22 protein-coding genes and 1 tRNA gene are annotated in these 26,505 nt (G+C 72.8%); 14 read left to right on the top strand and 9 right to left on the bottom strand.

Going from position 1 to position 26,505, the window contains the following annotated elements:
- Positions 1-2: 2 nt before the first annotated feature.
- Positions 3-2,501 carry an ATP-dependent helicase HrpB gene (gene hrpB / locus AB0M03_RS11995; protein ID WP_363491176.1) on the top strand — a complete coding sequence of 833 codons (2,499 nt, stop codon included), beginning with the start codon at positions 3-5 and terminating at the stop codon, positions 2,499-2,501.
- Between the two features lie 37 nt (positions 2,502-2,538).
- Here hrpB and AB0M03_RS11990 read toward each other — a convergent pair whose 3' ends face one another.
- From AB0M03_RS11990 to polA, 3 genes are all read right to left on the bottom strand, one after another.
- Positions 2,539-2,988, bottom strand: a complete 450-nt coding sequence (locus AB0M03_RS11990) for a hypothetical protein (protein ID WP_363491174.1) — start codon at positions 2,986-2,988, stop codon at positions 2,539-2,541.
- Between the two features lie 59 nt (positions 2,989-3,047).
- Positions 3,048-3,641 carry a DinB family protein gene (locus tag AB0M03_RS11985; RefSeq protein WP_363491172.1) on the bottom strand — a complete coding sequence of 198 codons (594 nt, stop codon included), beginning with the start codon at positions 3,639-3,641 and terminating at the stop codon, positions 3,048-3,050.
- Positions 3,642-3,868: 227 nt separating this feature from the next.
- A complete protein-coding gene (gene polA / locus AB0M03_RS11980; RefSeq protein WP_363491249.1) occupies positions 3,869-6,547 on the bottom strand; it encodes a DNA polymerase I in 2,679 nt (892 codons plus the stop codon).
- 230 nt (positions 6,548-6,777) lie between these two features.
- On the opposite strand from polA, the gene AB0M03_RS11975 reads away from it, so the two are divergent.
- The 7 genes from AB0M03_RS11975 (at position 6,778) to AB0M03_RS11945 (ending at position 14,058) form a co-directional block, all read left to right on the top strand.
- Entirely contained in the window at positions 6,778-7,233 is a 456-nt protein-coding gene (locus AB0M03_RS11975; protein ID WP_363491170.1) for a hotdog fold thioesterase, read from the top strand.
- Positions 7,234-7,367: 134 nt separating this feature from the next.
- Complete coding sequence (locus AB0M03_RS11970) at positions 7,368-8,030, top strand: Tat pathway signal sequence domain protein (RefSeq protein ID WP_363491168.1); 663 nt, start codon at positions 7,368-7,370, stop codon at positions 8,028-8,030.
- A 289-nt stretch (positions 8,031-8,319) separates the two neighbouring features.
- On the top strand, positions 8,320-9,546 hold the full coding sequence (locus AB0M03_RS11965) for a branched-chain amino acid ABC transporter substrate-binding protein (RefSeq protein ID WP_363491166.1): 1,227 nt from the start codon (positions 8,320-8,322) through the stop codon (positions 9,544-9,546).
- A 168-nt stretch (positions 9,547-9,714) separates the two neighbouring features.
- Positions 9,715-10,644, top strand: a complete 930-nt coding sequence (locus AB0M03_RS11960; RefSeq protein WP_263105903.1) for a branched-chain amino acid ABC transporter permease — start codon at positions 9,715-9,717, stop codon at positions 10,642-10,644.
- Between the two features lie 17 nt (positions 10,645-10,661).
- Positions 10,662-12,485: a branched-chain amino acid ABC transporter permease gene (locus AB0M03_RS11955; protein WP_363491164.1), complete on the top strand. Its 1,824-nt coding sequence runs from the start codon at positions 10,662-10,664 to the stop codon at positions 12,483-12,485.
- 8 nt (positions 12,486-12,493) lie between these two features.
- Positions 12,494-13,345, top strand: a complete 852-nt coding sequence (locus AB0M03_RS11950) for an ABC transporter ATP-binding protein (protein WP_363491162.1) — start codon at positions 12,494-12,496, stop codon at positions 13,343-13,345.
- On the top strand, positions 13,342-14,058 hold the full coding sequence (locus AB0M03_RS11945; RefSeq protein ID WP_363491160.1) for an ABC transporter ATP-binding protein: 717 nt from the start codon (positions 13,342-13,344) through the stop codon (positions 14,056-14,058). The genes AB0M03_RS11950 and AB0M03_RS11945 overlap by 4 nt, the downstream gene beginning before the upstream one ends.
- A gap of 113 nt (positions 14,059-14,171) precedes the next feature.
- Here AB0M03_RS11945 and AB0M03_RS11940 read toward each other — a convergent pair whose 3' ends face one another.
- Positions 14,172-14,831: a response regulator gene (locus AB0M03_RS11940; RefSeq protein ID WP_363491158.1), complete on the bottom strand. Its 660-nt coding sequence runs from the start codon at positions 14,829-14,831 to the stop codon at positions 14,172-14,174.
- 96 nt (positions 14,832-14,927) lie between these two features.
- On the opposite strand from AB0M03_RS11940, the gene AB0M03_RS11935 reads away from it, so the two are divergent.
- Together AB0M03_RS11935 and AB0M03_RS11930 are read left to right on the top strand one after the other, a co-directional pair.
- A tRNA-Leu gene (locus AB0M03_RS11935) sits at positions 14,928-15,002 on the top strand.
- 119 nt (positions 15,003-15,121) lie between these two features.
- Positions 15,122-15,886 (top strand): helix-turn-helix domain-containing protein, encoded by a 765-nt coding sequence (locus tag AB0M03_RS11930; RefSeq protein WP_363491247.1) that lies wholly within the window; start codon positions 15,122-15,124, stop codon positions 15,884-15,886.
- Positions 15,887-16,083: 197 nt separating this feature from the next.
- On the opposite strand, the gene pyk is transcribed toward AB0M03_RS11930, so the two are convergent.
- Entirely contained in the window at positions 16,084-17,511 is a 1,428-nt protein-coding gene (gene pyk / locus AB0M03_RS11925; protein ID WP_363491156.1) for a pyruvate kinase, read from the bottom strand.
- Between the two features lie 437 nt (positions 17,512-17,948).
- Here pyk and AB0M03_RS11920 point away from each other — a divergent pair, with 437 nt between their 5' ends.
- Positions 17,949-19,769 carry a 5'-nucleotidase C-terminal domain-containing protein gene (locus tag AB0M03_RS11920; protein ID WP_363491154.1) on the top strand — a complete coding sequence of 607 codons (1,821 nt, stop codon included), beginning with the start codon at positions 17,949-17,951 and terminating at the stop codon, positions 19,767-19,769.
- A 101-nt stretch (positions 19,770-19,870) separates the two neighbouring features.
- Here AB0M03_RS11920 and AB0M03_RS11915 read toward each other — a convergent pair whose 3' ends face one another.
- Complete coding sequence (locus AB0M03_RS11915) at positions 19,871-20,092, bottom strand: DUF6296 family protein (RefSeq protein ID WP_363491152.1); 222 nt, start codon at positions 20,090-20,092, stop codon at positions 19,871-19,873.
- Between the two features lie 156 nt (positions 20,093-20,248).
- Between AB0M03_RS11915 and AB0M03_RS11910 the strand changes: the two genes are divergently transcribed.
- Both AB0M03_RS11910 and AB0M03_RS11905 read left to right on the top strand, forming a co-directional pair.
- Positions 20,249-21,169 (top strand): hypothetical protein, encoded by a 921-nt coding sequence (locus AB0M03_RS11910; protein WP_363491150.1) that lies wholly within the window; start codon positions 20,249-20,251, stop codon positions 21,167-21,169.
- A 42-nt stretch (positions 21,170-21,211) separates the two neighbouring features.
- A complete protein-coding gene (locus AB0M03_RS11905; protein WP_363491148.1) occupies positions 21,212-21,721 on the top strand; it encodes a GNAT family N-acetyltransferase in 510 nt (169 codons plus the stop codon).
- A gap of 24 nt (positions 21,722-21,745) precedes the next feature.
- Here the strand turns inward: AB0M03_RS11905 and AB0M03_RS11900 are convergent, their stop codons facing one another.
- The gene (locus AB0M03_RS11900) at positions 21,746-23,023 is read right to left on the bottom strand and encodes an MFS transporter (RefSeq protein WP_363491146.1); all 1,278 of its coding nucleotides are present in this window, start codon (positions 23,021-23,023) and stop codon (positions 21,746-21,748) included.
- Between the two features lie 73 nt (positions 23,024-23,096).
- Here AB0M03_RS11900 and AB0M03_RS11895 point away from each other — a divergent pair, with 73 nt between their 5' ends.
- Positions 23,097-24,068, top strand: a complete 972-nt coding sequence (locus AB0M03_RS11895) for an ArsR family transcriptional regulator (RefSeq protein ID WP_363491144.1) — start codon at positions 23,097-23,099, stop codon at positions 24,066-24,068.
- Positions 24,069-24,121: 53 nt separating this feature from the next.
- Here AB0M03_RS11895 and AB0M03_RS11890 read toward each other — a convergent pair whose 3' ends face one another.
- Both AB0M03_RS11890 and AB0M03_RS11885 read right to left on the bottom strand, forming a co-directional pair.
- Positions 24,122-24,964, bottom strand: coding sequence for an alpha/beta hydrolase (locus AB0M03_RS11890; RefSeq protein ID WP_363491142.1), 843 nt, complete (start codon positions 24,962-24,964; stop codon positions 24,122-24,124).
- 67 nt (positions 24,965-25,031) lie between these two features.
- Positions 25,032-26,489, bottom strand: a complete 1,458-nt coding sequence (locus AB0M03_RS11885; protein WP_363491140.1) for an aldehyde dehydrogenase family protein — start codon at positions 26,487-26,489, stop codon at positions 25,032-25,034.
- Positions 26,490-26,505 lie beyond the last annotated feature (16 nt).

Raw genomic sequence — 26,505 nt, 5'->3', positions numbered from 1 at the left:
CGGTGCGCCCCGCCGGCCTGGAACTCCCCGTCCGCACCGCCGTCGCACCGCTGCAGCGCGCCCTCGCCGCGCACGGCGCCGCCGTGCTCGCCGCACCGCCCGGCTCCGGCAAGACCACCCTCGTGCCGCTCGCCCTCGCCGGGCTCGCCGACGGCCTGCCCGGGCCGGCCCGCCGCGTCCTGGTCGCCGAACCGCGCCGGCTCGCCGTCCGGGCCGCCGCCCGCCGGATGGCCTGGCTGCTCGGCTCCGCCGTCGGCGAGGAGGTCGGCCTCACCGTCCGCGGCGAGCGCCGGACCGGACCCCGGACGGTGGTCGAGGTGGTCACCACCGGCGTCCTGCTGCAGCGCCTGCAGCACGACCCGGAACTGCCCGGCGTCGACGCCGTCGTCCTCGACGAGTGCCACGAACGCCACCTGGACGCCGACACCGCCCTCGCCTTCCTGCTCGACGTGCGCGCCGCCCTGCGGCCCGAACTGCAGCTCGTCTGCGCCTCCGCGACCTCCGACACCGCGGCCTGGGCCGAGCTGCTCGGCGGCGCCCCGGTCGTCGAGGCGCACGGCCTCTCCCACCCCGTCGAGGTGGTGTGGGCGCCGCCGCCGCGCGCCGTCCGGCCCCCGCACGGCACCCGCACCGACCCGCTGCTGCTGGAGCACGTCGCAGCGACCGTCCGCCGCGCCCTCGCCGAACAGGACGGCGACGTGCTCTGCTTCCTGCCCGGCGTCGGCGAGATCGCCAGGGTCGCCGGGATGCTCGGCACCGGCGCCGAGGTCCTGCAGCTGCACGGGCAGGCCCCGCAGACCGTGCAGGACGCCGCGCTCGCCCCCGGCGGACGCCGCCGCGTCGTCCTCGCCACCTCCGTCGCCGAGTCATCGCTGACCGTGCCCGGCGTGCGCACCGTCGTCGACTCCGGCCTCGCCCGCGAACCGCGCACCGACCACGCCCGCGGCCTCGCCGGACTGGTCACCGTCCGCGCCTCGCTCGCCGCCGCCCGGCAGCGCGCCGGCCGCGCCGGCCGCGAGGCCCCGGGCACCGTCTACCGCTGCTGGGCCGAGGTCGAGGACGCCCGCGCACAGCCCTACCCGACCCCCGAGATCGCCCTCGCCGACCTCACCGGCTTCGCCCTTCAGGCCTCCTGCTGGGGCGACCCGGACGCCCGCGGCCTCGCCCTCCCCGACGCCCCGCCCGCCGGCGCCATGGCCGCCGCCCGGGCCACCCTGCAGGCACTCGGCGCCGTCGACGCCGACGGCCGGGCCACCGACCGCGGCCGGCGGATCGCCCGCACCGGCCTCCACCCGCGGCTCGCCCGCGCCCTGATCGACGGCACCGAACTCGTCGGCGCCCGGCGCGCCGCCGAACTCGTCGCCCTGCTCTCCGAGGAACCGCCGCGGGCCCTCGGCGACGACCTGCTCGCCGTCTGGCGGGCCGTGCGCGGCGCGGAGGACCCGTACGCCAGGCGCTGGCGGGAGGAGGTCCGGCGGCTGCGCCGCGAGGGCGGCGACAAGGCGGCGGCAGTGGCCGACCCGGCCGCCGCCGGGCTGGTCGTCGCGCTCGCCCATCCGGAGCGGATCGCCCGCGCCCGGGGCGGCGACCGCGGCTACCTGATGGCCTCCGGGACGGCCGCCGAACTCGGCGCCGGCTCCCACCTGGCGGGCACCGAATGGCTCGCCGTGGCCGTCGCCGACCGCCCCGCCGGCTCTCCCTCGGCCCGGGTGCAACGGGCCGTCGCCCTCGACGAGGCGACCGCCCGGCGGGCCGGCGCGGCCCTGGTCACCGAGCGCGAGGAGGTCCTCTGGTCGGCCCGCGGCGGCGAACTCACCGCCCGCCGGGTCGCCCGGCTCGGCGCGGTGGAGCTGACCGCGGCCCCGCTGGAGGCCCCGGACCCGGCGCTGGTGCGGGCCGCCCTGCTGGACGGGCTGGCCCGCGAGGGCGTGTCCGCGCTGTTGACCTGGCCGCCCGCTGCGGAGGGGCTGCGGGAGCGGCTGGCCTTCCTGCACCGGACGCTCGGCGACCCCTGGCCCGACGTCTCCGACACGGCGCTGCTGGAACGGGCCGGCCACTGGCTGGAGCCCGAGCTGTCCCGGGCCCGGCGCCGCGCCGACCTCGCCCGGATCGACACCGCGGCCGCCCTGCAGCGCCTGCTGCCCTGGGCGAGCGGCGAGGCCGGCCGGCTGGACGAACTGGCGCCGGAACGGATCACCGTGCCGAGCGGCTCGAAGATCCGGGTGGACTACTCCGGGGACCGCCCGGTGCTCGCCGTGAAGCTCCAGGAGCTGTTCGGCTGGCAGGCCGCCCCGGCGCTCGCGGGCGGCCGCGTCCCGCTGACCGTGCACCTGCTCTCCCCCGCCGGCCGCCCGGCCGCCGTCACCGGTGACCTCGCCTCCTTCTGGCGCGACGGCTACCGCGCCGTCCGCGCCGACCTCCGCGGCCGTTACCCCCGCCACCCCTGGCCCGAGGACCCGGCCACCGCCGAACCCACCCGCCGCACCAACCCGCGCAAGTGATCGACGACCTGATCCGCCCCGGGCGCCCACCGGCGCGCTAGCGGGGCAGCGGGGTGCCGGTCCTGACCGGGCCGCAGGTCATGATCTCGCCGGCGGGGTTGGTGGCGCAGTTGCCGTTGCGGGTGGTGCTGCCGCCGTCGTTCTGCGGGTCGTTGGTGCCGGGGCTGACCTGCGTGCGGGGCTTCTTGGTGGCCCTCGGGGCGGGCGTGGCGGCCTTGGAGGGCGCCCGCGAGGGGGTCGCCGCGGGGGACGCGGACGGGGAGGCGGACGGCGCCGGCGAAGCCGGGGCCGCGGTGCCTGCCGACGGCGCTGCCGTCGGGGAGGCCGGGGTGGAGGAGGTCGGCACCGGCCGGGCGGCCGGCGGGTGCCCGGACCCTCCGGACAGCGCCCAGGCGCTGCCGCCGACCGCCAGCAGTGCCACGCCCGCACCGGCGCCGATCAGCACCCGGCGCCGACGGCTGCGGACAGCTCTTCCGTCCTCGTCCATCTCCGCACCCCTCTGCGATCTTGAATCGTGGCGCGGATTCTAGACCGACCCGGGCACCGTCAGGCCGCGTCCCCGGCCGGGGCGGGCTCCCAGGGGCGGAACCACGGGTCGGGCCACTGCTCGGCTGCGGCCAGCAGCGGGTAGAGGGTGGCTCCGTCGAGGGTCTCGCGGATGATGTCGGCGTGTCCGCCGTGCCGGGCGGTCTCCTCGATGAGGTGCAGCAGGACCCACCGCACGGACCAGGCGTCGACGTCGGCGGGGAACCACGGCAGGCCCTTGGGAACGGGTACCGGCCGGCCGAGGTCGGGGATGCCGGCGACGATCGCGTCCGTCTCGGCGGCGGCCTCCGCGTAGTCGGCGAGCACGCCCGCGAGCGTCTCGCCGGGCGCGAGGACGAAGTCGGACGCGTCGTCCTCGTCGGCCGCCCGCTCGGGGCTGCGGCGCCGCTGCAGCACGAGGTCCATCCAGCCGCGCTCGCAGCGGGCGGCGTGTTTGACCAGCCCGGCGATGCTCAGCTCGCTGGCGGACGGCGTCGCGGTGGCCTGTTCGTCGGTGAGGCCGTGCGCGGTGACGCGCAGGCACTGGCGCTGCTGGGCGAGGTAGGCGAGCAGTGCGTGGCGCTCGTCGGTGACGGGCGGAACGTGTCCGGGCATGCGGAGGTGCCTCTCGGGTGGAGTGGGTCGGCCGCGGAGCGGCGCGCTCGCCCGCAGGGACGACCCTCCCGCCCCGCGGCCGGGCAGGTCAAGACGGTTAGCAAAGGATTTCTGAAACTTGCAGCAATATCTTGCATGAGCAGGGTGCGCCCGGACGCGAACGGCACGGTGCCGCGGCCCCGCCCGGTGAGGGCAGGACCGCGGCACCGTGCCGCACGGGGGCCGGCTCAGTGGGCGGCGGCCTCCCAGTTGGGGCCGTCGCCGACGGAGACGTCGAGCGGGGCGCGCAGCGGGTAGGCACCGGCCATCTGCTCGCGGACGAGGACCTCGACCTGCTCGCGCTCGCCGGGGGCGATCTCCAGGACGATTTCGTCGTGCACCTGGAGGAGCATCCGGGAGCCGAGGCCGGCCTCGGTGAGGGCGCGGTCGACGTTCAGCATGGCGATCTTGACGATGTCGGCGGCGGAGCCCTGGATGGGGGCGTTGAGGGCCATCCGCTCGGCCATCTCGCGGCGCTGCCGGTTGTCGCTGGTGAGGTCGGGCAGGTAGCGGCGGCGGCCGAGCAGGGTCTCGGTGTAGCCGACCGCGCGGGCCTCCTCGACGACGTTGTGCAGGTAGTCGCGGACGCCGCCGAAGCGCTGGAAGTAGGTGTCCATCAGGCCTTGGGCCTCGGCGGGCTTGATGCCGAGCTGCTGGGAGAGCCCGTACGCGGAGAGGCCGTAGGCGAGCCCGTAGGACATCGCCTTGATCTTGCGGCGCATCTCGGCGTCGACGGCGTCGCGGGCGACCTCGAAGACCTGGGAGGCGACGGTGGTGTGCAGGTCCTCGCCGCTGAGGAAGGCCTCGATCAGGGCCTCGTCCTCGGAGAGGTGGGCCATGATGCGCAGCTCGATCTGCGAGTAGTCGGCGGTGAGCAGCGACTCGTAGCCCTCGCCGACGACGAAGGCGCGGCGGATGGCGCGGCCCTCCTCGGTGCGGACGGGGATGTTCTGCAGGTTCGGGTCCTGCGAGGAGAGCCGACCGGTGGCGGCGACCATCTGGTTGAAGGTGGTGTGGATGCGGCCCTGCGGGCTGACCGTCTTGAGCAGGCCCTCGACGGTGGTGCGCAGCTTGGCCTGGTCCCGGTGGCGGAGCAGGATGACCGGGAGTTCGTTGGTGGTCTGGCCGGCGAGCCAGGTGAGGGCGTCGGCGTCGGTGGTGTAGCCGGTCTTGATCTTCTTGGTCTTGGGCAGGCCGAGCTCGCCGAAGAGGATCTCCTGGAGCTGCTTGGGCGAGCCGAGGTTGAAGGGGTGGCCGGCGGCGGCGTGCGCCTCGTCGACGCAGCGCTGGATCTCGGCGGCGAACTGGGACTCCAGGCCGGTGAGCCAGGTGCGGTCGGCGGCGATGCCGTAGCGCTCCATGCGGGCGAGGAGCTCGGCGATGGGGAGCTCCATGTCGTGGAAGAGCTCGGCGGCGCCGACCTCGGCGAGCCGGGTGTCGAACAGCTCGGCGAGGTCGAGGATGGCGCGGGCCTGCACCATGAGGGCGCGGGCGGCGGCGCCGGCGTCCTCCTCGGGGGCGTCGAAGGCGAGCTGGCCGGTCTCGGCCGCGGCGGCGGGCTCCAGGGAGCGGGCGAGGTACTCCTCGGCGAGGACGTCGAGGGTGAAGGTGCGCCGGCCGGGCTTCTCCAGGTAGGCGGCGAGGGCGGTGTCGGCGGTGACGCCGGCGACCGTCCAGCCCTGCTCGGCGAAGGCGCGCATGACGTGCTTGGCGATGTGCAGGGCCTTGGGGTGGCCGGGGTCGGCGAGCCAGGCGGCGAAGGCCTGGTCGTCGGTCTGGTCGAGGCCGGCCGGGTCGAACCAGGCGGCGGCCTCGCCGGCGGCGAGGGCGATCTCCTGGACGCTGCCGGCGCCGAGGGACCAGGTGTAGACGGCGGCGATCGCGGTGCGGTCCTTGCCGTGCTCGGCGAGCCAGGCGGTGAGGGCGCCGGGCGCGGTGAGGACGTCTCCGGCGACCTCGGGGCCGGCGACGGTCTCCGGGGTCTCGGTCTCGGCGGCGCCGGCCGGGTCCATGGCGTGGACGCGGTCGCGGAAGTTGGGGTTGCGGAACTCCAGGGCCTCCATGATCCGGCCGACGCCCGCCTTGTCGAAGGGGGCGCGGACGAGGTCGGGGACGCCGAGCGGCAGGTGGACGTCGCGGACCAGCTCGGTGAGGACGCGGTTGCGCTTGACGGAGTCGAGGTGCTCGCGGAGCTTCTCGCCGATCTTGCCCTTGACCTCGTCGGCGCGGGCGACCAGCTCGTCGAAGGAGCCGAACTGGTTGACCCACTTCGCGGCGGTCTTCTCGCCGACGCCGGGGATGCCGGGCAGGTTGTCGGACGGGTCGCCGCGCAGCGCGGCGAGGTCCGGGTACTGGGCGGGGGTGACGCCGTACTTCTCGAAGACCTTGTCGGGGGTGTAGCGGGTGAGCTCGGAGACGCCCTTGGTGGGGTAGAGCACGGTGGTGTGCTCGCCGACGAGCTGGAGCGAATCCCGGTCGCCGGTGACGATGAGCACCTCGAAGCCCTCGGCCGCGGCGGCGGTCGCCAGGGTGGCGATGACGTCGTCGGCCTCGAAGCCCTCGGCGGTGATCCGGGGGATGCTCATCGCGTCCAGGAGCTCGCCGATCAGGCCGACCTGGCTGCGGAACTCGTCCGGGGTGGCGGAGCGGTTCGCCTTGTAGTCGGGGAACTCGGCGGAGCGGAAGGTCTGCCGGGAGAGGTCGAAGGCGACCGCGAGGTGGGTGGGCTGCTCGTCGCGGACGGTGTTGGCGAGCATCGAGGCGAAGCCGTAGACGGCGTTGGTCGGCTGCCCGGTGGTGGTGTTGAAGTTCTCCACGGGCAGCGCGTAGTAGGCCCGGTAGGCCATCGAATGCCCGTCGAGCAGCATCAGACGGCGCCGCCCGCCGCCCGCCACGTCCTTGCCCGCATCCTGCACAGCCACGTCAACGTCCGTTCCTGCCGGTTCCTCTGCCACCCTCCGATCCTAGGGCGCGGCACCGACAGGGCCCGCCACTTCGCGGGGGCGGCCGCGGCACGAGGGCCGCGGGCGGCGGGGCCCGGGCGCGGTCGTACGATCACAGAGAGCACGATGACGTGTCCCCCACCGGCAGGAGCACCATGACCGACGCGGCCCCCGTAGTACTCAACGTGCCCCAGGACGTCCTCGACCACTTCGCCAAGCTCGGGGTCACGGTGGAGACCTTCTCCGGCGGCCACCTGGGCGAGAAGCTCGGCATCACGATCACCGAGGCCTCCCCGGACCGGGTGGTCGGCACCATGCCGGTGGAGGGCAACCAGCAGCCGTACGGGCTGCTGCACGGCGGTGCCTCGGCGGCGCTCGCCGAGACGCTGGGGTCGATCGGCGCGATGCTGCACGCCGGGCCGGGCCGGTACGCGGTCGGCGTCGACCTGAACGCCACGCACCACCGTTCGGCGACCTCCGGGCTGGTCACCGGGGTGGCGACCGCGGTCTTCAAGGGCCGCACCGCCGCCACCTACGAGATCGCCGTCACCGACGACACCGGCAAGCGGATCACCAGCTGCCGACTGACCTGCATGCTGCGCGACCTGTAGCAACCGCGACCCGGGGCGCAGACCGCTCCGCGCGCCTCCCCCGCCGCCCACCCGCCGCTACCGGCCGGTGGGCGGCGGGCTTGTTTGGCCACGGGTGGACGGGGGCAGATCCTCCCGGACGAGGGGGTACCGGCATGTCCGGCACGCGGCGCGGCGGGGCTCGGCCCGGCGGTCACGGATACCTCGGCCCGGTCGAGCCGGCCGAGGGCACCGAGGCGCCGCCGCCCGCCCCGCTGCCCTTGCGCGACCTGTTGAGCAGGCGTCAGAAACTGGTGCTGGCCGGGGTGTTCGCGGCGGTCGTGGCGCTGTTGACGGTGCGCCACCCCGTCCAGCGGCCGCATCCCCCGCCGCCGTCCGATCCGCCGCGCATACCCTCGGTGGTCTCCCACCTGAGGTACGCCGGCCCGGTCGGACCCCCGGGCGGGCCGGGCGCGCCCTTCGCCCTGCGGGTCTCGGCGGAGGCGGACGAACCGTACGAGGTCACGGCGGTGCGCCAGAGCTATCCGGGTTTGTCCGTATCCGTCACCGGGGGACTGCCGGTCCGGGTGACCCCGGGTCAGTCCGTGCTGCTGACCGTCGAGTACCGGGTGACGGACTGCGCGGGGGCGCCGCCGGATGCCGGCATGCCTTTCCTTGATGTAACGCTGCGTAACACGCGCGCAATCGAGACCGTGAGCCAGATCCTCGGCGCAAGGTACGCCCGCGACCTGTCCGAAAGACTGCATTCGGCGTGCCCGATTTCCGGCTATCGGACACAGGTGTCCGCACATACAGTGACGAACACTCACGTCCGATAGTCGAACACCGCCGGTAGCAGGGGTTTTCCGGTACGACATCGTTTCGGTGGGCGAGACGTCGCTTAGCAGCCCGCGCAGAACGGGGCGCGGATGACCAATATTCGAGATTTTCGAAGAGGTCCGCATAACAAGAGAATCACAGCATGTCCGCAGGTCTGCCGGAGCCTGCCGAAGCCGTTCTAGAGTCACGGCCAGTCACCGCGCCAACCGATCGGGCCAGGCCCCCCCAGCGCGCGACCCGGCACCGCCACTCCGGCGCACTGCCTACCTGATCCAGAAGGGGAACTTCGTGCGTAACCGTTCAATGCTTGTCGTGAGCATCGCAGTCGTCGGAGCGCTCACCCTGTCCGCCTGCGGCTCCCGCGGTGAGAAGTCCGGCACCAGCGGCGACGCGGGCGGCACCACCGTCACCATCGGCGTCGACGCGCCGCTGACGGGCCCGCTCTCCGCGCTCGGCCTCGGCATCCAGCACTCCGTGGAGCTGGCCGCCAAGATCGCGAACGACAACAAGGAAGTTCCCGGCGTCACCTTCAAGGTGAAGGCCCTGGACGACAAGAAGTCGCCGCAGGAAGGCCAGCAGAACGCCACCGCCCTCGTCGCCGACAAGAGCGTCCTCGGCGTCGTCGGCCCGCTGAACTCGGGCGTCGCCCAGTCCATGCAGCAGGTCTTCGAGTCGGCCAGCCTCGTCGAGGTCTCCCCGGCCAACACGAACCCCGCCCTGACCCAGGGCGAGAAGTTCGAGACCGAGAAGAAGCGCACCTTCAAGACGTACTTCCGCACCGCGACCACGGACGCCATCCAGGGCCCGTTCGCCGCCCAGTACGCCTACACCGACCTCGGCAAGAAGACCGCCTACCTGATCGACGACAAGAAGACCTACGGCGTGGGTCTGGTCGGCGCCTTCCAGAAGGAGTTCACCAAGCTCGGCGGCACCATCAAGGGCCAGGACCACATCGACGAGAACAACCTGGACTTCTCGGCCGTGGTCACCAAGGCCAAGGCCGCCGGCGCCGACGTGATCTACTACGGCGGCGAGTACCCGCAGTCCGGCCCGCTCTCCGACCAGCTCAAGAAGGCCGGCGTCACCGCCCCCGTCTTCGGCGGCGACGGCATGTACGACCCGGAGTACATCAACAAGGCCAACAAGAACGCCAACGGCGACTTCGCGACCTCCGTCGGCGCCCCGGTCGAGTCCCTCGACTCCGCCAAGAAGTTCGTCGCCGACTACAAGGCGGCCGGCTACTCCGACCCGTACGCGGCCTACGGCGGCTACTCCTACGACGCCGCCTGGTCGATCATCCAGGCCGTCAAGGCCGTCGTCGCCGACAACGGCGGCAAGGTCCCGTCCGACGCCCGCGCCAAGGTCGTCACCGCGATGAGCAAGGTCAGCTTCGAGGGCGTCACCGGCAAGGTCGGCTTCGACGAGTACGGCGACGCCGTGAACAAGCAGCTCACCGTCTACACGGTCAAGGACGGCGCCTGGGCCGTCGCCAAGTCCGGCACCTACGCCGGCTGACCCACCCCCCGGATGACCCACGGCTGACCCACACAGCCGCACCCGGACAGCACGCAACAGAACGAACCACCGGCGGGGGCGCTGAGAACCAGCGTCCCCGCCGTTCCACAACGGTTCGTCCCCACCCCGCAAGCGAACCCCACCCCGAATCCACTCGGAGGCCCAGCGGTGCACGAACTGCCGCAGCAGCTGGCCAACGGCCTGATCCTCGGCTCCCTCTACGGGCTGATCGCGATCGGCTACACAATGGTCTACGGCATTGTCCAGCTCATCAACTTCGCCCACGGCGAAATCTTCATGACCGGTGGGTTCGGAGCCCTCACCACATACTTGATCCTGCCCCCCGGCACCGGACTCTGGCTCGCCCTGCCGCTCATGCTCCTCGGCGGCGTCCTGATCTCCGTCATCGTCGCCGTGGCCGCCGAGCGCTTCGCCTACCGCCCGCTGCGCGGCGCCCCGAAGCTCGCACCGCTCATCACCGCGATCGGCCTCTCCCTCGCGCTCCAGCAGGTCGTCGAGCAGTTCTACCCCGGCGCCAAGTCCGGCCGCAGCTTCCCGCAGCTGCCCGGCGGCCCGTACCACATCGGCAGCGTCACCCTGCAGCCCGCCGACATCTTCCTCTTCGTCGCCGCCCCGCTCTGCATGGGCGCGCTCGCCGCCTTCGTCGGCAAGACCCGCACCGGCCGCGGCATGCAGGCCACCGCGCAGGACCCCGACACCGCCAAGCTGATGGGCATCAACACCGACCGCATCATCGTGATCGCGTTCGCCCTCGGTGCCGCCTTCGCCGCGGTCGCCGCCGTCGGCTGGGGCCTGCGCTACGGCCAGGTCTCCCCCACCATGGGCTTCCTCGCCGGCCTCAAGGCCTTCACCGCGGCCGTCCTCGGCGGCATCGGCAACATCTACGGCGCCATGCTCGGCGGCCTCGTCCTCGGTGTCGCGGAGGCCCTCGCCACCGCGTACATCCAGGAGATCCCCGGCATGCACCAGCTCGGCGGCGGCTCCTGGGCCAACGTCTGGGCCTTCGTCCTCCTGATCGTCGTCCTCCTCGTGCGGCCGCAAGGCTTGCTCGGCGAGCGCGTCGCAGACCGAGCCTGAGGAACGGAGCAGCCACCATGACCACCACCAAGAGCCCCGCCCTCCCGCTGCCGCTCCCGGCCGCCAAGGCGCTCGTCCTCGCCGGCGGCCTCGCCACCGCCGCCTCCGCGTTCATCCACTGGACCTGGACCTCCGAGTTCCCCGGCGACCTCACCATCGACGGCTACCCCGGCGGCCTGCAGATCCTCACCCTCACCGCCGGCCTGCTCATCGCCCTCTTCTCGCTGCCGCTGTACGGCGTGAAGGGCACCCGCTGGCTCACCCCCGCCGGCCCCAACGCGCCGCTGCTCGTCCTCGGCGCGGCCGCCGCGGCCACCACCTGGTTCACCCTGATCGCGATCAGCACCGAACTCGGCGGCCTCGCCAACCTGGAGCCCGGCGGCTGGATCGCCGGCGTCGCCTCCCTCCTCCCGCTGATCGGCGCCCTCGGCCTGCCGCAGACCGGCTCCACCGTCGGACTCCCCTCCTCCGGCGGCGTTCTCGCCATCACCAAGCACTACCTCGGCGCCTTCACCCGCCTCGTCGGCCCCAACCCCGATCTGGCCCCCGTGAAGCCGCTCAACCGCTGGGTCGAGACGCTGATCATCATCGCGGTCGCCGCCCTCGGCCTGACCGTCTTCACCTACGGCATCGTCACCGAGTACGGCGAGCTGTTCATCGGCTTCCTCATCCTCACCGGCCTCGGCACCTGGGCCCTGATGCGCGCCGGACTCATCTCCCGGCTCACCGCCCTCACCGCCCGCCACCGCGGCACCACCACCGCAGCCGCCTTCGCCGCGGCCGCCGCCTTCCCCTTCACCCAGAGCGACGACCACTTCGCCTCGGTCGGCGTCAACATCCTGATCTTCGCCACCGTCGCACTCGGCCTGAACGTCGTCGTCGGCCTCGCCGGCCTCCTCGACCTCGGCTACGTCGCCTTCCTCGGCGTCGGCGCCTACGCCGCCGCCCTGGTCTCCGGCTCCACCAGCTCCCCCACCGGCCTGCACCTGCCCTTCTGGGGCGCCGCCCTGGTCGGCATGGCCGCAGCCCTGGTCTTCGGCGTCGTCATCGGCGCCCCCACCCTGCGGCTGCGCGGCGACTACCTCGCCATCGTGACCCTCGGCTTCGGAGAGATCTTCCGCATCGCGGTCAACAGCCTCGACGGCGTCTCCGGCCCCAAGGTCACCAACGGCCCCAACGGCATCCGCAACATCCCCGACCTCGACATCCTCGGATTCGACTTCGGCCAGGCCCACACCTTCGGCGCCTTCACCCTCGGACGCTTCGCCAACTACTTCCTGCTGATGCTGCTCGTCACCGCGTTCGTCGTGACGGTCTTCAGCCGGGCCAACGACTCCCGCATCGGCCGCGCCTGGGTCGCCATCCGCGAGGACGAGACCGCCGCCCAGGCCATGGGCATCAACGGCTTCAAGCTCAAGCTCCTCGCCTTCGCCCTCGGCGCCGCGCTCGCCGGCCTCGCCGGCACCGTCATGGCCCACGTCAGCTACAGCGTCGTCCCGGACCCCTACCAGTTCGCCGGCGCCGTCCCGCCCAACAGCGCCTTCCTGGTCGCCGCCGTCGTCCTCGGCGGCATGGGCACCATCGCCGGCCCGCTGCTCGGCGCCACCATGCTCTACCTCATCCCCGAGAAGCTCGTCTTCCTGAAGGAGTACCAGCTCCTCGTCTTCGGCATCGCCCTCGTCCTCCTGATGCGCCTGCGGCCCGAGGGCCTCATCGCCAACCGCCGCGCCAAGCTGGAGTTCCACGAGAAGGACGACGAGCCGGCGGCCCCCGCCGAGAGCGACGACGCACCCGCCCGTACCGAACCCGGCCCCGCCGGCCTCACCACCGCAGGGGCGTGAGACACACCATGACCACCCAGACCGTCCCGGCCCCCCGCCCAGAAGGCAGCACGGCGGCCGCCCCCCTGCTCGAAGCCAGCGGCGTCATCATGCGGTTCGGCGGCCTCACCGCCGTCAACAACGTCGACCTCACCGTCAACAAGGGCGAGATCGTCGGCCTGATCGGCCCCAACGGCGCCGGCAAGACCACCTTCTTCAACTGCCTCACCGGCCTCTACGTCCCCACCGAGGGCACCGTCCGGTACCAGGGCACCGTCCTGCCGCCCAAGCCCCACCTGGTCACCTCCGCCGGCATCGCCCGGACCTTCCAGAACATCCGGCTCTTCGCCAACATGACCGTCCTGGAGAACGTCCTCGTCGGCCGCCACACCCGCACCAAGGAAGGCCTGATCTCCGCCCTCCTCCGCGGCCCCGGCTACAAGAAGGCCGAGGCGGAGGGCCGCGAGAAGGCCATGGAACTCCTCGAGTTCATCGGCCTCGACCACAAGGCCGACCACCTCTCGCGCAACCTCCCCTACGGCGAGCAGCGCAAGCTCGAGATCGCCCGCGCCATGGCCAGCGAGCCCGGCCTGCTGCTCCTCGACGAGCCCACCGCCGGCATGAACCCGCAGGAGACCCGCGCCGCCGAGGAGCTCGTGTTCGCGATCCGCGACAAGGGCATCTCCATCCTCGTCATCGAGCACGACATGCGGTTCATCTTCAACCTGTGCGACCGGACCGCCGTCCTCGTCCAGGGCCAGAAGATCGTCGAGGGCGACAAGGAGACCGTCCAGAACGACGAGCGCGTCATCACCGCCTACCTCGGCGCGCCCCTCGAGGGCGCCACCGACGCGGCAGCAAGCACGGAGGCAGACCAGTGACAGCTCTTCTCGAGGTCGAGGACCTCCGCGTCTCCTACGGCAAGATCGAAGCCGTCAAGGGGATCAGCTTCACCGTCAAGCAGGGCGAGGTCACCACGCTCATCGGCACCAACGGCGCCGGCAAGACCACCACCCTGCGCACCCTCTCCGGGCTGCTGAAGCCGACCCAGGGGAAGATCACCTTCGACGGGCAGGCGCTCTCCACCGTCCCCGCCCACAAGATCGTGTCGCTGGGCCTGGCCCACTCCCCCGAGGGCCGGCACATCTTCCCGCGCATGAGCATCGAGGAGAACCTCCTCCTCGGCGCCTTCCTGCGCAAGGACTCCGCCGGCATCACCGAGGACATCGAGCGCGCCTACGCGCTCTTCCCGATCCTCGGCGAGCGCCGCAAGCAGGCCGCCGGCACCCTGTCCGGCGGTGAGCAGCAGATGCTCGCCATGGGCCGCGCCCTGATGTCGCGTCCCAAGCTGCTCATGCTGGACGAGCCCTCCATGGGCCTGTCCCCGCTCATGATGCAGAAGATCATGGCGACCATCGTCGAGCTCAAGGCCTCCGGCACCACCATCCTGCTCGTCGAGCAGAACGCCCAGGCCGCGCTCTCCCTCTCCGACCGCGGCTACGTCATGGAGACCGGCCGCATCGTCCTCACCGGCACCGGCTCCGACCTCCTCACCGACGAGTCCGTCCGCAAGGCGTACCTCGGCGAGGACTGACCCCGGCACCGAAGGAGAGGGGCCCGGCCGCATCGGCGGCCGGGCCCCTCTCCTTCGTTCTGCTCTCCCCCTCGTGCCCCCGCAGCCCGCGGGGCAGCGGCAGGACGTCTCCGTCAGCCCTCCGCCTTGCCGGCGTCGGCCTTCTTGCGGTCCTGTGCCTCGCCCTCCTCGATCACGGCCTGCGCCACCGCGGCCATGGTCATCCGGCGGTCCATCGAGGTCTTCTGGATCCAGCGGAACGCGGCCGGCTCGGTCAGCCCGAACTTCGTCTGCAGCACGCTCTTCGCCCGGTCCACCAGCTTGCGGGTCTCCAGCCGCTGCGAGAGATCGGCGATCTCCTCCTCCAGCGTCCGCATCTCGGTGTAGCGCGAGACCGCCATCTCGATCGCCGGCACCAGGTCGCTCTTGCTGAACGGCTTCACGATGTACGCCATCGCACCGGCGTCGCGGGCGCGGTCGACGAGCTCGCGCTGCGAGAACGCCGTCAGCATCAACACCGGGGCGAGGTGCTGCTCGTGGATGCGCTCGGCCGCGGACAGGCCGTCCAGGACGGGCATCTTCACGTCCAGGATCACGAGGTCCGGCTTCAGCTCCTCGACCAGCCGCACCGCCGTCTCGCCGTCCCCGGCCTCACCGACGACGGTGTATCCCTCCTCCTCCAGCATCTCCTTGAGGTCCAGGCGGATCAGCGCCTCGTCCTCGGCAATGACGATTCGGGTGATCTGGGGCGACTCGATCTCAAGCGGCTGGGGCTGCTCGTCGGCGGTGCTCACGGGGCTCCTTGTTCCGGCGGGGTGCTGCATGCACGAGCCTACCTAGACACGGTATGTTGGTGTCACGAGGGTGAGCACTTCGCCTTCAAACCTTAGGCCCCGATAGCCCAATCGGCAGCAGGCGATGGTCTCAAACACCATACAGTGTGGGTTCGAATCCCACTCGGGGCACTTTTCCTTCAATTCCAAGGTCGTTACCTGATTCGTCGATCATCACCGGTTCGGGTGAGATCCTCCGCCGGCCGGCCGTATTTCCCGCGCCGTCGCCGACGATCGGCACTGTGTACGACATGGCCGCCCGGCGGCACGCGCTCGACCTCCACCGCTCGGGGCTGACCCTCAGCCAGACCGCCCGGGCGACGGGCATCTCCCGCTCCGCGATCCGCGCCTGGACACGCCGCATCGAGCCGGCCCCCGGCACGACCGCCGAGTGCCCGCTCCGCCACGGGGCGCTCGCCCCAGACCGCCCCGCCGCCGACTACGGCTACCTGCTCGGCCTCTACCTCGGCGACGGCTGCCTCAGCGAGGGCCGCCGCGGGGTGTACGCCCTGCGGATCGCCTGCGGGGACGCCTGGCCCGGCCTGATCGACGAGTGCGAGCGGGCCGTCCGTGCCGTATTGCCCACCAGTGCCGTGCTGCGTGTCCCCGCGCCCGGCTGCACCAGCGTGGTCAGCACCGGCAAGCACTGGCCCTGCCTCTTCCCGCAGCACGGCCCCGGCCCCAAGCACCTGCGCCCGATCCGCCTCGCCGGATGGCAGCAGTCCGTGGTCTCGGCCCACCCCTGGGCCTTCGTCCGCGGCCTGATCCACTCCGACGGCTGCCGCACCGTCAACCGGACGACCCGCCGCACCGGCGACACCGTCCACCGGTACGAGTACCCGCGCTACTTCTTCACCAGCGCCTCGCACGACATCGTCCGGCTGCTCACCGGCACCTTCGACGCACTCGGGGTGGAATGGCGCCTCCGGGAGCGCCGCACCGGCCACCTGGACATCTCCGTCGCGCGGCGGGCGTCGGTGGAGTTGATGGACCGTCACGTCGGGCCGAAGTGGTGACGGCGCAGCCCTCCCCCCATGGTTGGGGCTGCGCCGTCGGGCCGTTGGGGGCCGGCCGTGGCTGTGACGCTATCGGGGCGGGGCGGGCGGGCGGGGTGCTGTGACGCGTCCGGGACGGGATCGTCGCAGGGCTGCGGTGTTCGGTTCGCAGCGGTGACGGCGCAGCCGTGGCGGGGCTGCGCCGCCGGCGGGGGTGGTCAGTTGTCGAGTTCGCCGACGTGGTGGACGCGGACGAGGTTGGTGGAGCCGGCGAGGCCGGGGGGCGAGCCGGCGGTGATGACGACGATGTCGCCCTTCCGGCAGCGGCCGAGGCCGATGAGTTGGGCGTCGACCTGGGCGACCATTTCGTCGGTGGTGGGGACGAAGGGGCCGAGGAAGGTCTCGACGCCCCAGGTGAGGGCGAGTTGGCTGCGGACGGCGGGTTCGTAGGTGAAGGCGAGGACGGGGATGGGCGAGCGGTAGCGGGTGAGGCGGCGGGCGGTGTCGCCGCTCTGGGTGAAGGCGATGAGGTACTTGGCGTGGAGGAAGTCGCCGATCTCGGCCGCGGCGCGGGCGACGGCTCCGCCCTGGGTGCGGGGCTTGTTGCGTTCGGTGAGCGGGGGGAGGCCGGCGGCGAGGACGTCGGCCTCGGCGGCTTCGATGATGCGGCCCATGGTGCGGACGGTCTCGACGGGGTACTTGCCGACGGAGGTCTCGCCGGAGAGCATGACGGCGTCGGTGCCGTCGAGGACGGCGTTGGCGACGTCGGAGGCTTCGGCGCGGGTGGGCCGGGAGGCGTGGATCATCGAGTCGAGCATCTGGGTGGCGACGATGACCGGCTTGGCGTTGCGCTTTGCGAGTTTGACGGCGCGTTTCTGGACGATCGGCACCTGTTCCATGGGCATTTCGACGCCGAGGTCGCCGCGGGCGACCATGAGGCCGTCGAAGGCGTCGACGATGGATTCGAGGGCGGCGACGGCCTGGGGCTTCTCGATCTTGGCGATGACGGGGAGGCGGCGGCCCTCCTCGTCCATGATGCGGTGGACGTCCTCGACGTCCTTGCCGCTGCGGACGAAGGAGAGGGCGACGAGGTCGGCCCCGAGGCGGAGTGCCCAGCGCAGGTCGTCGACGTCCTTGTCGCTCAGCGCGGGCACGGAGACGGAGATTCCGGGGAGGTTGAGTCCCTTGTGGTCGGAGACGAGGCCGCCTTCGAGCACGGTGGTGCGGATGCGGGGGCCGTCGACGGCGGTGACCTGGAGGCAGACGCGGCCGTCGTCGACGAGGATGTGTTCGCCGGGGGCGACGTCGGCGGCGAGGCCGGTGTAGGTGGTGCTGCAGGTGTCGCGGGTGCCGGGGAGGTCGTCGACGGTGATGGTGAACTCGTCGCCGCGTTCAAGAAGTACCGGCCCGTCGGCGAAGGTGCCGAGGCGGATCTTCGGGCCTTGGAGGTCGACGAGGATGCCGACGCTGCGGCTGGTCTCGTCGGAGGCCTTGCGGACCCGGCGGTAGCGCTCCTCGTGTTCGAGCTGGGAGCCGTGGCTGAGGTTGAACCGGGCGATGTCCATGCCGGCCTCGACCAGGGCCTTGATCTGGTCGTACGAGTCGGCGGCGGGCCCGAGGGTACAGACGATTTTTGCTCGGCGCATGCCTGTAGAGCGTAGGGATTACCGGGGCGTAACACCGCTGTTCCGCCGGGCCTCCTTGCGGCTGTTGCAGAAAGTTTTGATTAACAACCTGACACATCGTGGCCTTTGGCGCTGTGAGGTCGAATTGGCGTCCGAAGCGGTCGTCGGCGACCAGCGCGAACGCGGCGGGAGGCCGGTCCGGGGCGGGTGCGGACGGCCCGGAGGGTGATCTGTGCGGCAGTGGGTTGACGGAGTGTCGGGCGGGCTGCGGGTGCGTGGCGGCGGGGCCGGGTGTCGCGGGCGTCATGCCGGGGTCATCGACATCTCACCTGTCCGCAACGTCGGGGGGCTGTCGCGGCGGGCGATTTGACGGCAGACTTCTACGCGCGTTTCTCTACGCGCGTCAACGACGCCTCCGTCGCTGACCGTCCGTCCGCCGCACCACGCTGGAGTCGTCCATGCCCCTGAACCGCCGTGAGTTCGTCTCGCGTTCGGCCGCCACCGCGGCCGGCGCCGCCCTGGCCGGCGGACTGCCCGTCGTCGCCGCCGCCCCGGCCGCCGCGGCCCAGGGCGCGGACAGCGCCGACCGCAGGGCCCCGCAGAAGCAGACGTTCACCGTGATGGGCACCACCGACCTGCACGGCCGGGTCCTCAACTGGGACTACTTCACCGACGCCGAGTACGACGACAAGGCGCACAACGACGTCGGCCTCGCCAAGATCTCCACCCTGGTCAAGCAGGTCCGCGCCGAGAAGGGCTGCCACCGCACCCTGCTCATCGACTCCGGCGACACCATCCAGGGCACCCAGCTCACCTACTACTACGCCCGCGTCGAGCCCATCACCGCCAAGCGCCCGCCGCGCCACCCGATGGCCGCCGCGATGAACGCCATCGGCTACGACGCCGCCGCCCTCGGCAACCACGAGTTCAACTACGGCATCCCGCTGCTGCGCGCCTACGAGGAGCAGCTGGACTTCCCGCTGCTGGGCGCCAACGCGCTGTACGCCAAGAACGAGCGGCCCGCCTTCGACCCGTACGTCATCAAGGAGATGCACCTCGGGCACGGCCGTCCGCTGCGGGTGGGCATCCTGGGTCTGACCAACCCGGGCATCGCGATCTGGGACAAGGCGAACGTGTCCGGGAAGATGGTCTTCCCGGGGATCGTGGAGGCGGCGAAGAAGTACGTGCCGCGGATGCGGGCGGCCGGTGCGGACGTCGTCGTGGTCTCCTCGCACTCGGGTGCGGACGGCGCCACCTCGTACGGCGACCAGCTGCCGTGGGGCGAGAACGTGTCGGCGCAGCTGGCCGAGGAGGTGCCGGGCGTCGATGCGGTGCTGGTCGGCCACGCGCACAAGGAGGTCCCGCAGCGCCTGGTGGTGAACAAGCGGACCGGGAAGACCGTGGTGCTCTCCGAGCCGCTGTGCTGGGGCCAGCGGCTGACCTGTTTCGACTTCGAGGTGGAGTTCTCGCGCGGCTCCTGGCAGGTCACCTCGGTCTCCTCGCGGGTGCTGAACTCCAACACGGTGCCGGAGGACCCGGCGATCGTGAAGCTGATCTCCGGCCAGCACAAGAAGGTGGTGGCGTACGTCAACCAGGTGATCGGCACCTGCAAGTCCGAACTGTCCATCGCCGAGGCGCCGTTCAAGGACGTGCCGATCATCGACCTGATCGCCCGGGTGCAGGCGGACGCGGTGAGGGCGGCGCTGGCGTCCACCGAGTACGCGAACCTGCCGGTGCTGGCGCAGGCGGCGCCGTTCAACCGCACGGCGGTCATTCCGGCGGGCGATGTGCGGCTGCGGGACGCCGCGGGGCTGTACATCTACGAGAACACCCTGGAGGCGCGCGTCCTGACCGGTGCGCAGATCAAGGACTACCTGGAGTTCTCGGCGCGGTACTTCGCGCAGCTGGCCCCGGGTGCGCCGGTGGATCTCGCGACGCTGACCAATGCCGGGGCGACGCCGGACTACAACTTCGACTCGGTGTACGGGGTCTCGTACGACATCGACATCGCGCAGCCGGCCGGTTCGCGGATCGTGGGGCTGTCGTTCGACGGTGCTCCGATCGACCCGGCGGCGCAGTTCGTGCTGGCGGTGAACAACTACCGGGCGGGCGGCGGCGGCAACTTCCCGCACGTGGCGGCGGCGAAGTCGGTGTGGTCGAACTCCGAGGAGATCCGCAACACCATGATCGCCTGGGTGAAGGCCAAGGGCGTGATCGACCCGGCGGACTTCGGCGGCGTGACCTGGCGCCTGGTCCGCGCGGGCGTGCCGGTGTTCTAGGCCGGCTCGGCCCGTGGGTGGGCTGTGAGGGGCGCGGGGGACGGCACGGTCCCCCGCGCCCCTGGTCGGGCTCCCGTCCGGAACGGCCGGGCGGGGGCCTGTCAGGTGCGGCGCCGGACGGTGGAGGGCGGGGTGAGTTCCTGGCGGCCGCCGGTGGCGAGCATGCGGACCTCGTCGCGGTCGCTGATCTCGGCGCGGACGATGCCGCTGTCGTCCGTGTACACCGGGTGGCCGCCCGGGCCGAGGGTGCCGGTGGGATGAACCACGACGATGTCGTCGGTGTCCTGGCCGGGGTGCGGGAAGGAGAGCTCGTACTCGGTCATGGGGCACCTCCTCGGGCCTCGCGGGTGCGTGGGCCGCTCACCAGTGTCGCGCCCCGGCGGCGTCCGCGCGCTTCGGGAACCCGGGGGCGGGGTGCTGCGTCCCACTGCCGTCCGGTTCGGTTCGTACCGGGTTGGTACCGGCAGGGGGTGTGCGGAATGCGCAGGGGTGCGGTGGCGGCGCTGCTGGCGCTGGTGCTGTCGGGGTGCGGCGGCACGGTGGTGCGCGGCAGTGGCCCGGAGGAGGGTTCGGCGACGGCGGACGCTCCTGCGCGGCAGCGGGCGGCGCAGGTGGCGGCGGCGTGGCCGGGGTCGGAGCAGGAGCGGGTGTGGCGGTCCGGCTACTACCCGGTCGACGTGCCGGTGGAGTGGTTGCCCAAGGACGCCTTCCACGGGGGTGAGGACAAGGCCGCGTACTACGCGGGGCGGCTGGTGCTGGCGGGCGGGCTGCCGCAGACGTTCTCGGGGCTGGCGCAGGTGCGGTGGGCGGACGGGTCGGAGCTGACGCTGCCGCTGCGGTCGGCGGACTCGGTGTTCCGCTCGTTGACGGAGGGCAAGGCGGGCTGCCCGGGGAGGTGCGACCGGCCGCTGAAGGTGACGGGGGCGGAGCCGGGGACGCGGGAGGTGTCGACGAGCCGCGGCCGGGCGGAGATCCCGGTGTGGCGGTTCTCGGTGGCGGGGTACGCGGATCCGTTCGTGTATCCGGCGGTGGCGGCGCAGCAGCCGCCGGTGCCGCCCGGGTCCGGGGTGGAGGTGCCGGGGGCGCGGCCTGCGGCGTTCTCGGCGGCGTCGGCGGACGGGACGGTCCTGACGGCGGGGGTGGCGCACGGCAGCTGTGAGCGGGTGGAGCGGGTCGAGGCGTACGAGACGGGGAAGGCCGTGGTGCTGATCGCGCGGGTGCGGTCGGCGGTGCCGCCGGGGACGGTGTGCGATCTGGCGATGCACTACTCGCCGGTGGACGTCCGGCTGGACGGTCCGCTGGACGGCCGGGTGGTGCTGGACCTGGTGACGGGTGCCCCGCAGGTGCCCGGGGGCGGCCCGGGCGGGGGGCCGGCCCGCGGCCGGGACGGCGGCCGGTAGGAGCTCCCGGTGGACCGGGTTCGTCGAGGAAGGGCGGGCGCTGTGGTGTGGCGTACCGAGCGGTTGGTGCTGCGGATGTGGGAGCCCGGGGACGTGGCGCGGGCCCTTGACCTGTACGGGCGGCGGGAGGTGGCCCGGTGGCTGGGGGCGGCGCCGCGGGTGCTGGAGGGCGAGGCCGAGGCGGTGGCGCTGATCGAGCGCTTCCGCGGCCGGTCGGCGGACCCGCGGTTCGGGGTGTGGGCGGTGGAGCGGCGGGACACCGGGGTGGTGGCGGGGTCGGTGTTGTTGGTGCCGCTGCCGGACGGGGGCGGTGAGGTCGAGGTGGGGTGGCACTTCCATCCGGATTCGTGGGGCCGGGGCTTCGCCACCGAGGCTGCGCGGGCCGCGGTGGCGAAGGGGTTCGCGGACGGGCTGGCGGAGGTCCGGGCGGTGGTGCGGCCGGGGAACGATCCGTCGCTGGCGGTGTGCCGGCGGTTGGGGATGGAGCCGCTGGGGCGGACGGACCGCTGGTACGGGACGGAGCTGGAGGAGTTCGTGCTGCGGGCGCCGTAGGCGTGGTCGACCGCCGGTACCGGGTCAGGAGGGCCCGGGGGCGAGCGGGCGGGCGATCGTCCTTTCGAGGACCAGGAGGGCGGGGACGGTGGCGAGGGCGAGGGCTGCCAGGAAGAGCCAGGGCCAGACGGTGCCGATGCCGAGGAGGAGGGTGAGCAGGGCGGGGGCGGCGACCTGGCCGAAGGTCCAGGAGAGCTGGTGGACGGCGAGGTAGCGGCCGCGCAGGTCGGGGTGGGCGAGTTGGACGCTGAGGTTCTCGGCGAACGGGGTGGCCATGGTCTCGGCGGCGTTGTAGACGAGCATGGCGGCGTAGAGGCCGGCGAGGACGGCCCAACCGGGTGCGGCGGAGAGGGCGGCGAAGGCGCCGAAGGCCAGCGCGTTGAGGACGTGGGCGGCGGCGATGACGCGGGTCGGCCGGAAGCGTTCGAGGCGGCGGGTGACGGCGGTCTGGGTGAGGACGACCTGGGCGCTGTTGAGGACGAGCAGGGAGCCGGCGACCCAGGCGGGCCGGTGGAGGCCGTCGGTGAGGTAGACGGCGAGCAGCAGGCTGAGGACGAGCGAGGCGAAGACGTTGCCGAGGTTGATGGCGACGAGGAGCAGGTAGCGGCGGTCGCGCAGGACGGTGCGGTAGCTGCCGGCGGCGGGCCCGGCGGTGCGGGTGCGGGTCGGTGGGTGGGGCGGCCGCCAGGTGGCGAGGAGGACGGCGGCGGCGAGGAAGCTGGCTGCGTTGAGCAGGACGGTGGCGCGCAGTCCGGTGGCGCCGCCGACGGCGAGGAGGAAGGCGCCGAGGGCGCCGCCCAGGGCCAGGCCGGCGTTGCGCAGGGTGCTGATGAGGGCGAAGCAGCGGGTGCGCCGGGGTTCGTCGGCGGCGAGGACGACGAGGCCGGTGCTGGCCGTCCAGTAGCCGGCGGTGCCGATCTGGGCGAGGAGCACGACGGCGGTGATCTGCCACGGGCGGTGGGCGAGCAGGAAGGCGGTGTGGGCGAGGGCGGAGAGGAGGTTGGCGGCGGCGGCGACGGTGCGGGCGCCGTACCGGTCGACGATCGGTCCGGTGAGGACGGCGGTGGGCAGGGCGAGGAGGCGGCCGAGGCTGATGGCGGCGCCGATGACGGTGAGGGTGAGGGTGGTGGTGCGGGCGAAGTAGACGACGGTGAAGGTGAGGAGCAGGCCGCTGCCCAGGCTGTCGACGAGGTGGGCGGCGAGGAGGTTGCGGCGGCCGGCGGTGCGGGGGGCGCCGGGGGCGGTCGGTTCGTCGGGGCCGGCGGTGGCTGCGGCGGGCCGTTCGGGGGTGCTGGTGGTCATGGGCCCGATCCTGCGGCGGTCTTCGGGCGGGGAGAATCGATTTCGTCGTGGTGGAATCCTCGGGGGTGGAGCGGTGCTGACGCTGCGTTTCTCGGCGCACGATCTGGCGGTGACCCGGTTCGCGCACTCGCCGCTGACCGAACTCACCAACAGCGTCCAGGTGTTGAAGGAGCCCGGGGTGCACGGGGTGCACCTGCCGTGGGTGCGGGAGGCGCGGCGGCGGCTGGCGGGGGCGGAGTTCGCGCTGCTGGCGGAGCTGGTGCCGATCCCGGCGGTGTACACACCGGACTTCCTGACGCCGGTGCCGGCTTCTTCGGCGCCGGGGATCGAGGAGGAGGTGGCGGGGCTGCTGGCGACGCCGCCGGATCAGGTGCGGGCGGACCTGGACCGGTTCGCGGGGCCGCTGCCGCCGCTGGTGGCGGCGCTGCGGGCCGATCCCGGGGCGGGGCTGGCCCGGCTGGCGGCGGAGGTGCGGGCGTACTGGGCGGCGGCGCTGGAGCCCTTCTGGGGTCGGATCGCACGGCTGGTGGAGGGTGAAGTCCTGTACCGGGCAAGGCAGATGTCGGCAGGTGGGCCGGCTGCGCTGTTCGCGGACCTGCATCCGCGGGTGTCCTGGGAGCGGGGGACGCTGCGGGTGCGGCACATCTGGTTCCGGGCGGAGCGGGCGCTGGACGGCGAGCGGGGCCTGGTGCTGGTGCCGTCGGTGTTCGCGTGGCCGGGGGTGTACTCGCAGACGGACCCGCCGGGCAGGCCCGGGCTGGTGTATCCGCCGCGGGGGGTGGCGACGCTGTGGGAGGCGCCTGCGCCTGCGCCGGACGGCCTGGCGGGGGTGCTGGGGCGGGCCCGGGCGCAGCTGCTGGTGGAGTTGGCGGCGCCGGCGTCGACGACCGAACTGGCCCTGCGGACGGGCCTGTCGGCGCCGAACGTGTCGCACCACCTGGCGGCACTGCACGCAGCGGGGCTGGTGGCGCGGCACCGCAGCGGCCGCAGCGTCCTGTACCTGCGGACACCGGTGGCGGAGGCGCTGATGGGGGCAGGCGGCTGAGCGAGGACCCGGTCAGGGCGGTCGGGCAACCGACAGGGACGCGTGGGGTTGCTCTAGCGGTCTGCGAGGTCGTGCAGTCGGGTGAGGGCGTCCTCTGTGGAGGTGAGGACGGAGATGTGGCCGTCGTCGGGGCGGGTCCACAGCTCGGCGCCGGGGATGCGGTCGGCGAGCCAGCGGCTGTGGCTGCTGGGGACGATGCGGTCGCGGTCGCCGTGCAGGAGGAGGACGGGGGTGCGGATCCGGTCGGGGGTGAAGCCCCAGGGGGCGGTGTAGGCGAGGTCGTCGTCGATCAGTGCGGCGGGGCCGGCGGCGAGGGCGGGGCCGACGACGGTGTCCAACCAGGACCAGGGGCCGTGCAGGGCGGCGAGGTCGGCCGGGGTGAACTCGGGGTCGTAGTCGGCGCCGTGGGCCTGTTGGTGGTGTTCCTTGGCGGTGCGGCCCGCGGCGGCGGCCTGCAGGGAGGCGACCCCGGAGGCGGTCATCCCGGCGTACCAGTCGAGGCCGTCGGCGCCGTACGGGGCGAGTCCGGCGATGCTCGCGGCCGCGAGGACGCGGTCGGGCAGCAGGGCGGCGCAGGCGAGGGCGTGCGGGCCGCCGCCGGAGTGGCCGAGGGCGGCGAAGCGGTCGATGCCGAGGGCAGTGGCGAGGGCGGCGGTGTCGGCGGCCGCGGAGGCGACGTCCCGGCCGGGGCGGGGGGTGGAGCCGCCGTAGCCGGGGCGGTCGTACGAGACGAAGCGGATGCCGAGCCGGGCGGCCGCGGGGAGGAGCGGCTCGGGCGGTGTGCCGAGGTTGGGCGTGCCGTGGTGCCAGACGACGGTGAGCGGGGCGTCCACGGGCCCGGTGTCGTAGTACCGGAGGGTGCGGCCGTCGGGCAGGGTGAGGGCGGTCTCCGTCATGGTGCGCACGCTACCGGCCGGGGCCGACAGGGGCCCCGGCCGACGGCGGGTCGCCTCGGGAGCCGGGTCAGAACGGGAAGCGGCTGCGGCCGTGCTGGATGGAGATCCACTTGACGGTGGTGAAGGCCTCCACGGTGGCGTCGCCGTTGAGGCGGCCGACGCCGGAGTTCTTCTCGCCGCCGAAGGGCACGATCGGCTCGTCGGCGATGGTGCCGTCGTTGATGTGGATCATGCCGGTCTCGATCCGCTGGGCGAGCCGGACGCCGCGCTCGATGTCGCCGGTGTGGACGGCGCCGCTGAGGCCGAACGGGGTGTCGTTGGCGATCTCCACGGCCTCCTCGTCGCCGTCGAAGGGCACCACGACGACGACCGGGCCGAAGATCTCGCGGCGCAGCACGGGGGCGTCGTGGGGCACGCCGGTGAGGACGACCGGGTCCATCAGGGTGCCGACGGTGGAGCCGCGGAGCAGGACCTCGGCGCCGTCGGCGACGGCCTGGTCGACCTGGGCGGTGACGGAGTCGGCCTGGGCGGTGTTGATGAGCGGGCCGATGTCGGTGGCCGGGTCCTGGGGGTCGCCGACGGTGAGGGTGCGGATCTTGGCGACGAACCGGGTGGTGAACTCGTCGAGGACGGAGCGGTCGACGAGGACGCGGTTGGCGGCCATGCAGACCTGGCCCTGGTGGGCGAAGCGGCTGAAGACGGCGGCGTCCACGGCGTAGTCGAGGTCGGCGTCGTCGAGGACGATCAGGGCGCTGTTGCCGCCGAGTTCGAGGACGGAGCGCTTGAAGTGGGAGGCGGCGACGGTGGCGACGTGCCGGCCGACGGTGTCGGAGCCGGTGAAGGCGATGACCTTGGGGACGGGGTGCTCGATGAAGGCGTCGCCGATCTCGGCGATGTCGGTGAGGACGACGTTGAGCAGGCCGGCGGGCAGGCCGGCGTCCTCGAGGAGCTTGGCGATCAGGGTGCCGCCGGTGATCGGGGCGTCCTGGTGGGGCTTGAGGACGACGCCGTTGCCGAGGGCGAGCGCGGGGGCGACGGCCTTGAGGGAGAGGAACAGCGGGAAGTTGAAGGGGCTGATCACGCCGACGACGCCGACGGGCAGGCGGTAGAGGCGGTTCTCCTTGCCGTCGACCGGGGAGGGCAGGATGCGGCCCTCGGCGCGCAGCGAGAGCTGCATGCACTCGCGGAGCATGTCCTTGGAGAGGGAGATCTCGAAGCCGGCCTTGAGGCGGGTGCCGCCGAGCTCGGCGATGATGGTGTCGGTGATCTCCTGCTCGCGCTCCTCGAGGAGGCGCAGGGCGCGCTCGAACACCAGGCGCCGGGTGTAGGGGTTGGTGGAGGCCCAGGTGCGCTGGGCGCGTTCGGCGGCCCGGTAGGCCTGGTCGACCTCGGCGGCGGTGGCGACGGTGATGGAGGCGAGCTTCTCCCCGTTGTACGGGTTGATGTCGACGATGTCCCACGAGCCGCTGCCGGTGCGCCACACGCCGTCGATGTACTGCTGCGACAGTTCCGTGAAGTGAGACATCCGCTGCCTTTCGATG

Origin of the sequence: Kitasatospora sp. NPDC051914 (assembly GCF_040680995.1) — a bacterium.
Taxonomy (GTDB): Bacteria; Actinomycetota; Actinomycetes; order Streptomycetales; family Streptomycetaceae; genus Kitasatospora.
This window is presented reverse-complemented; position numbering and strand designations above follow the sequence as displayed.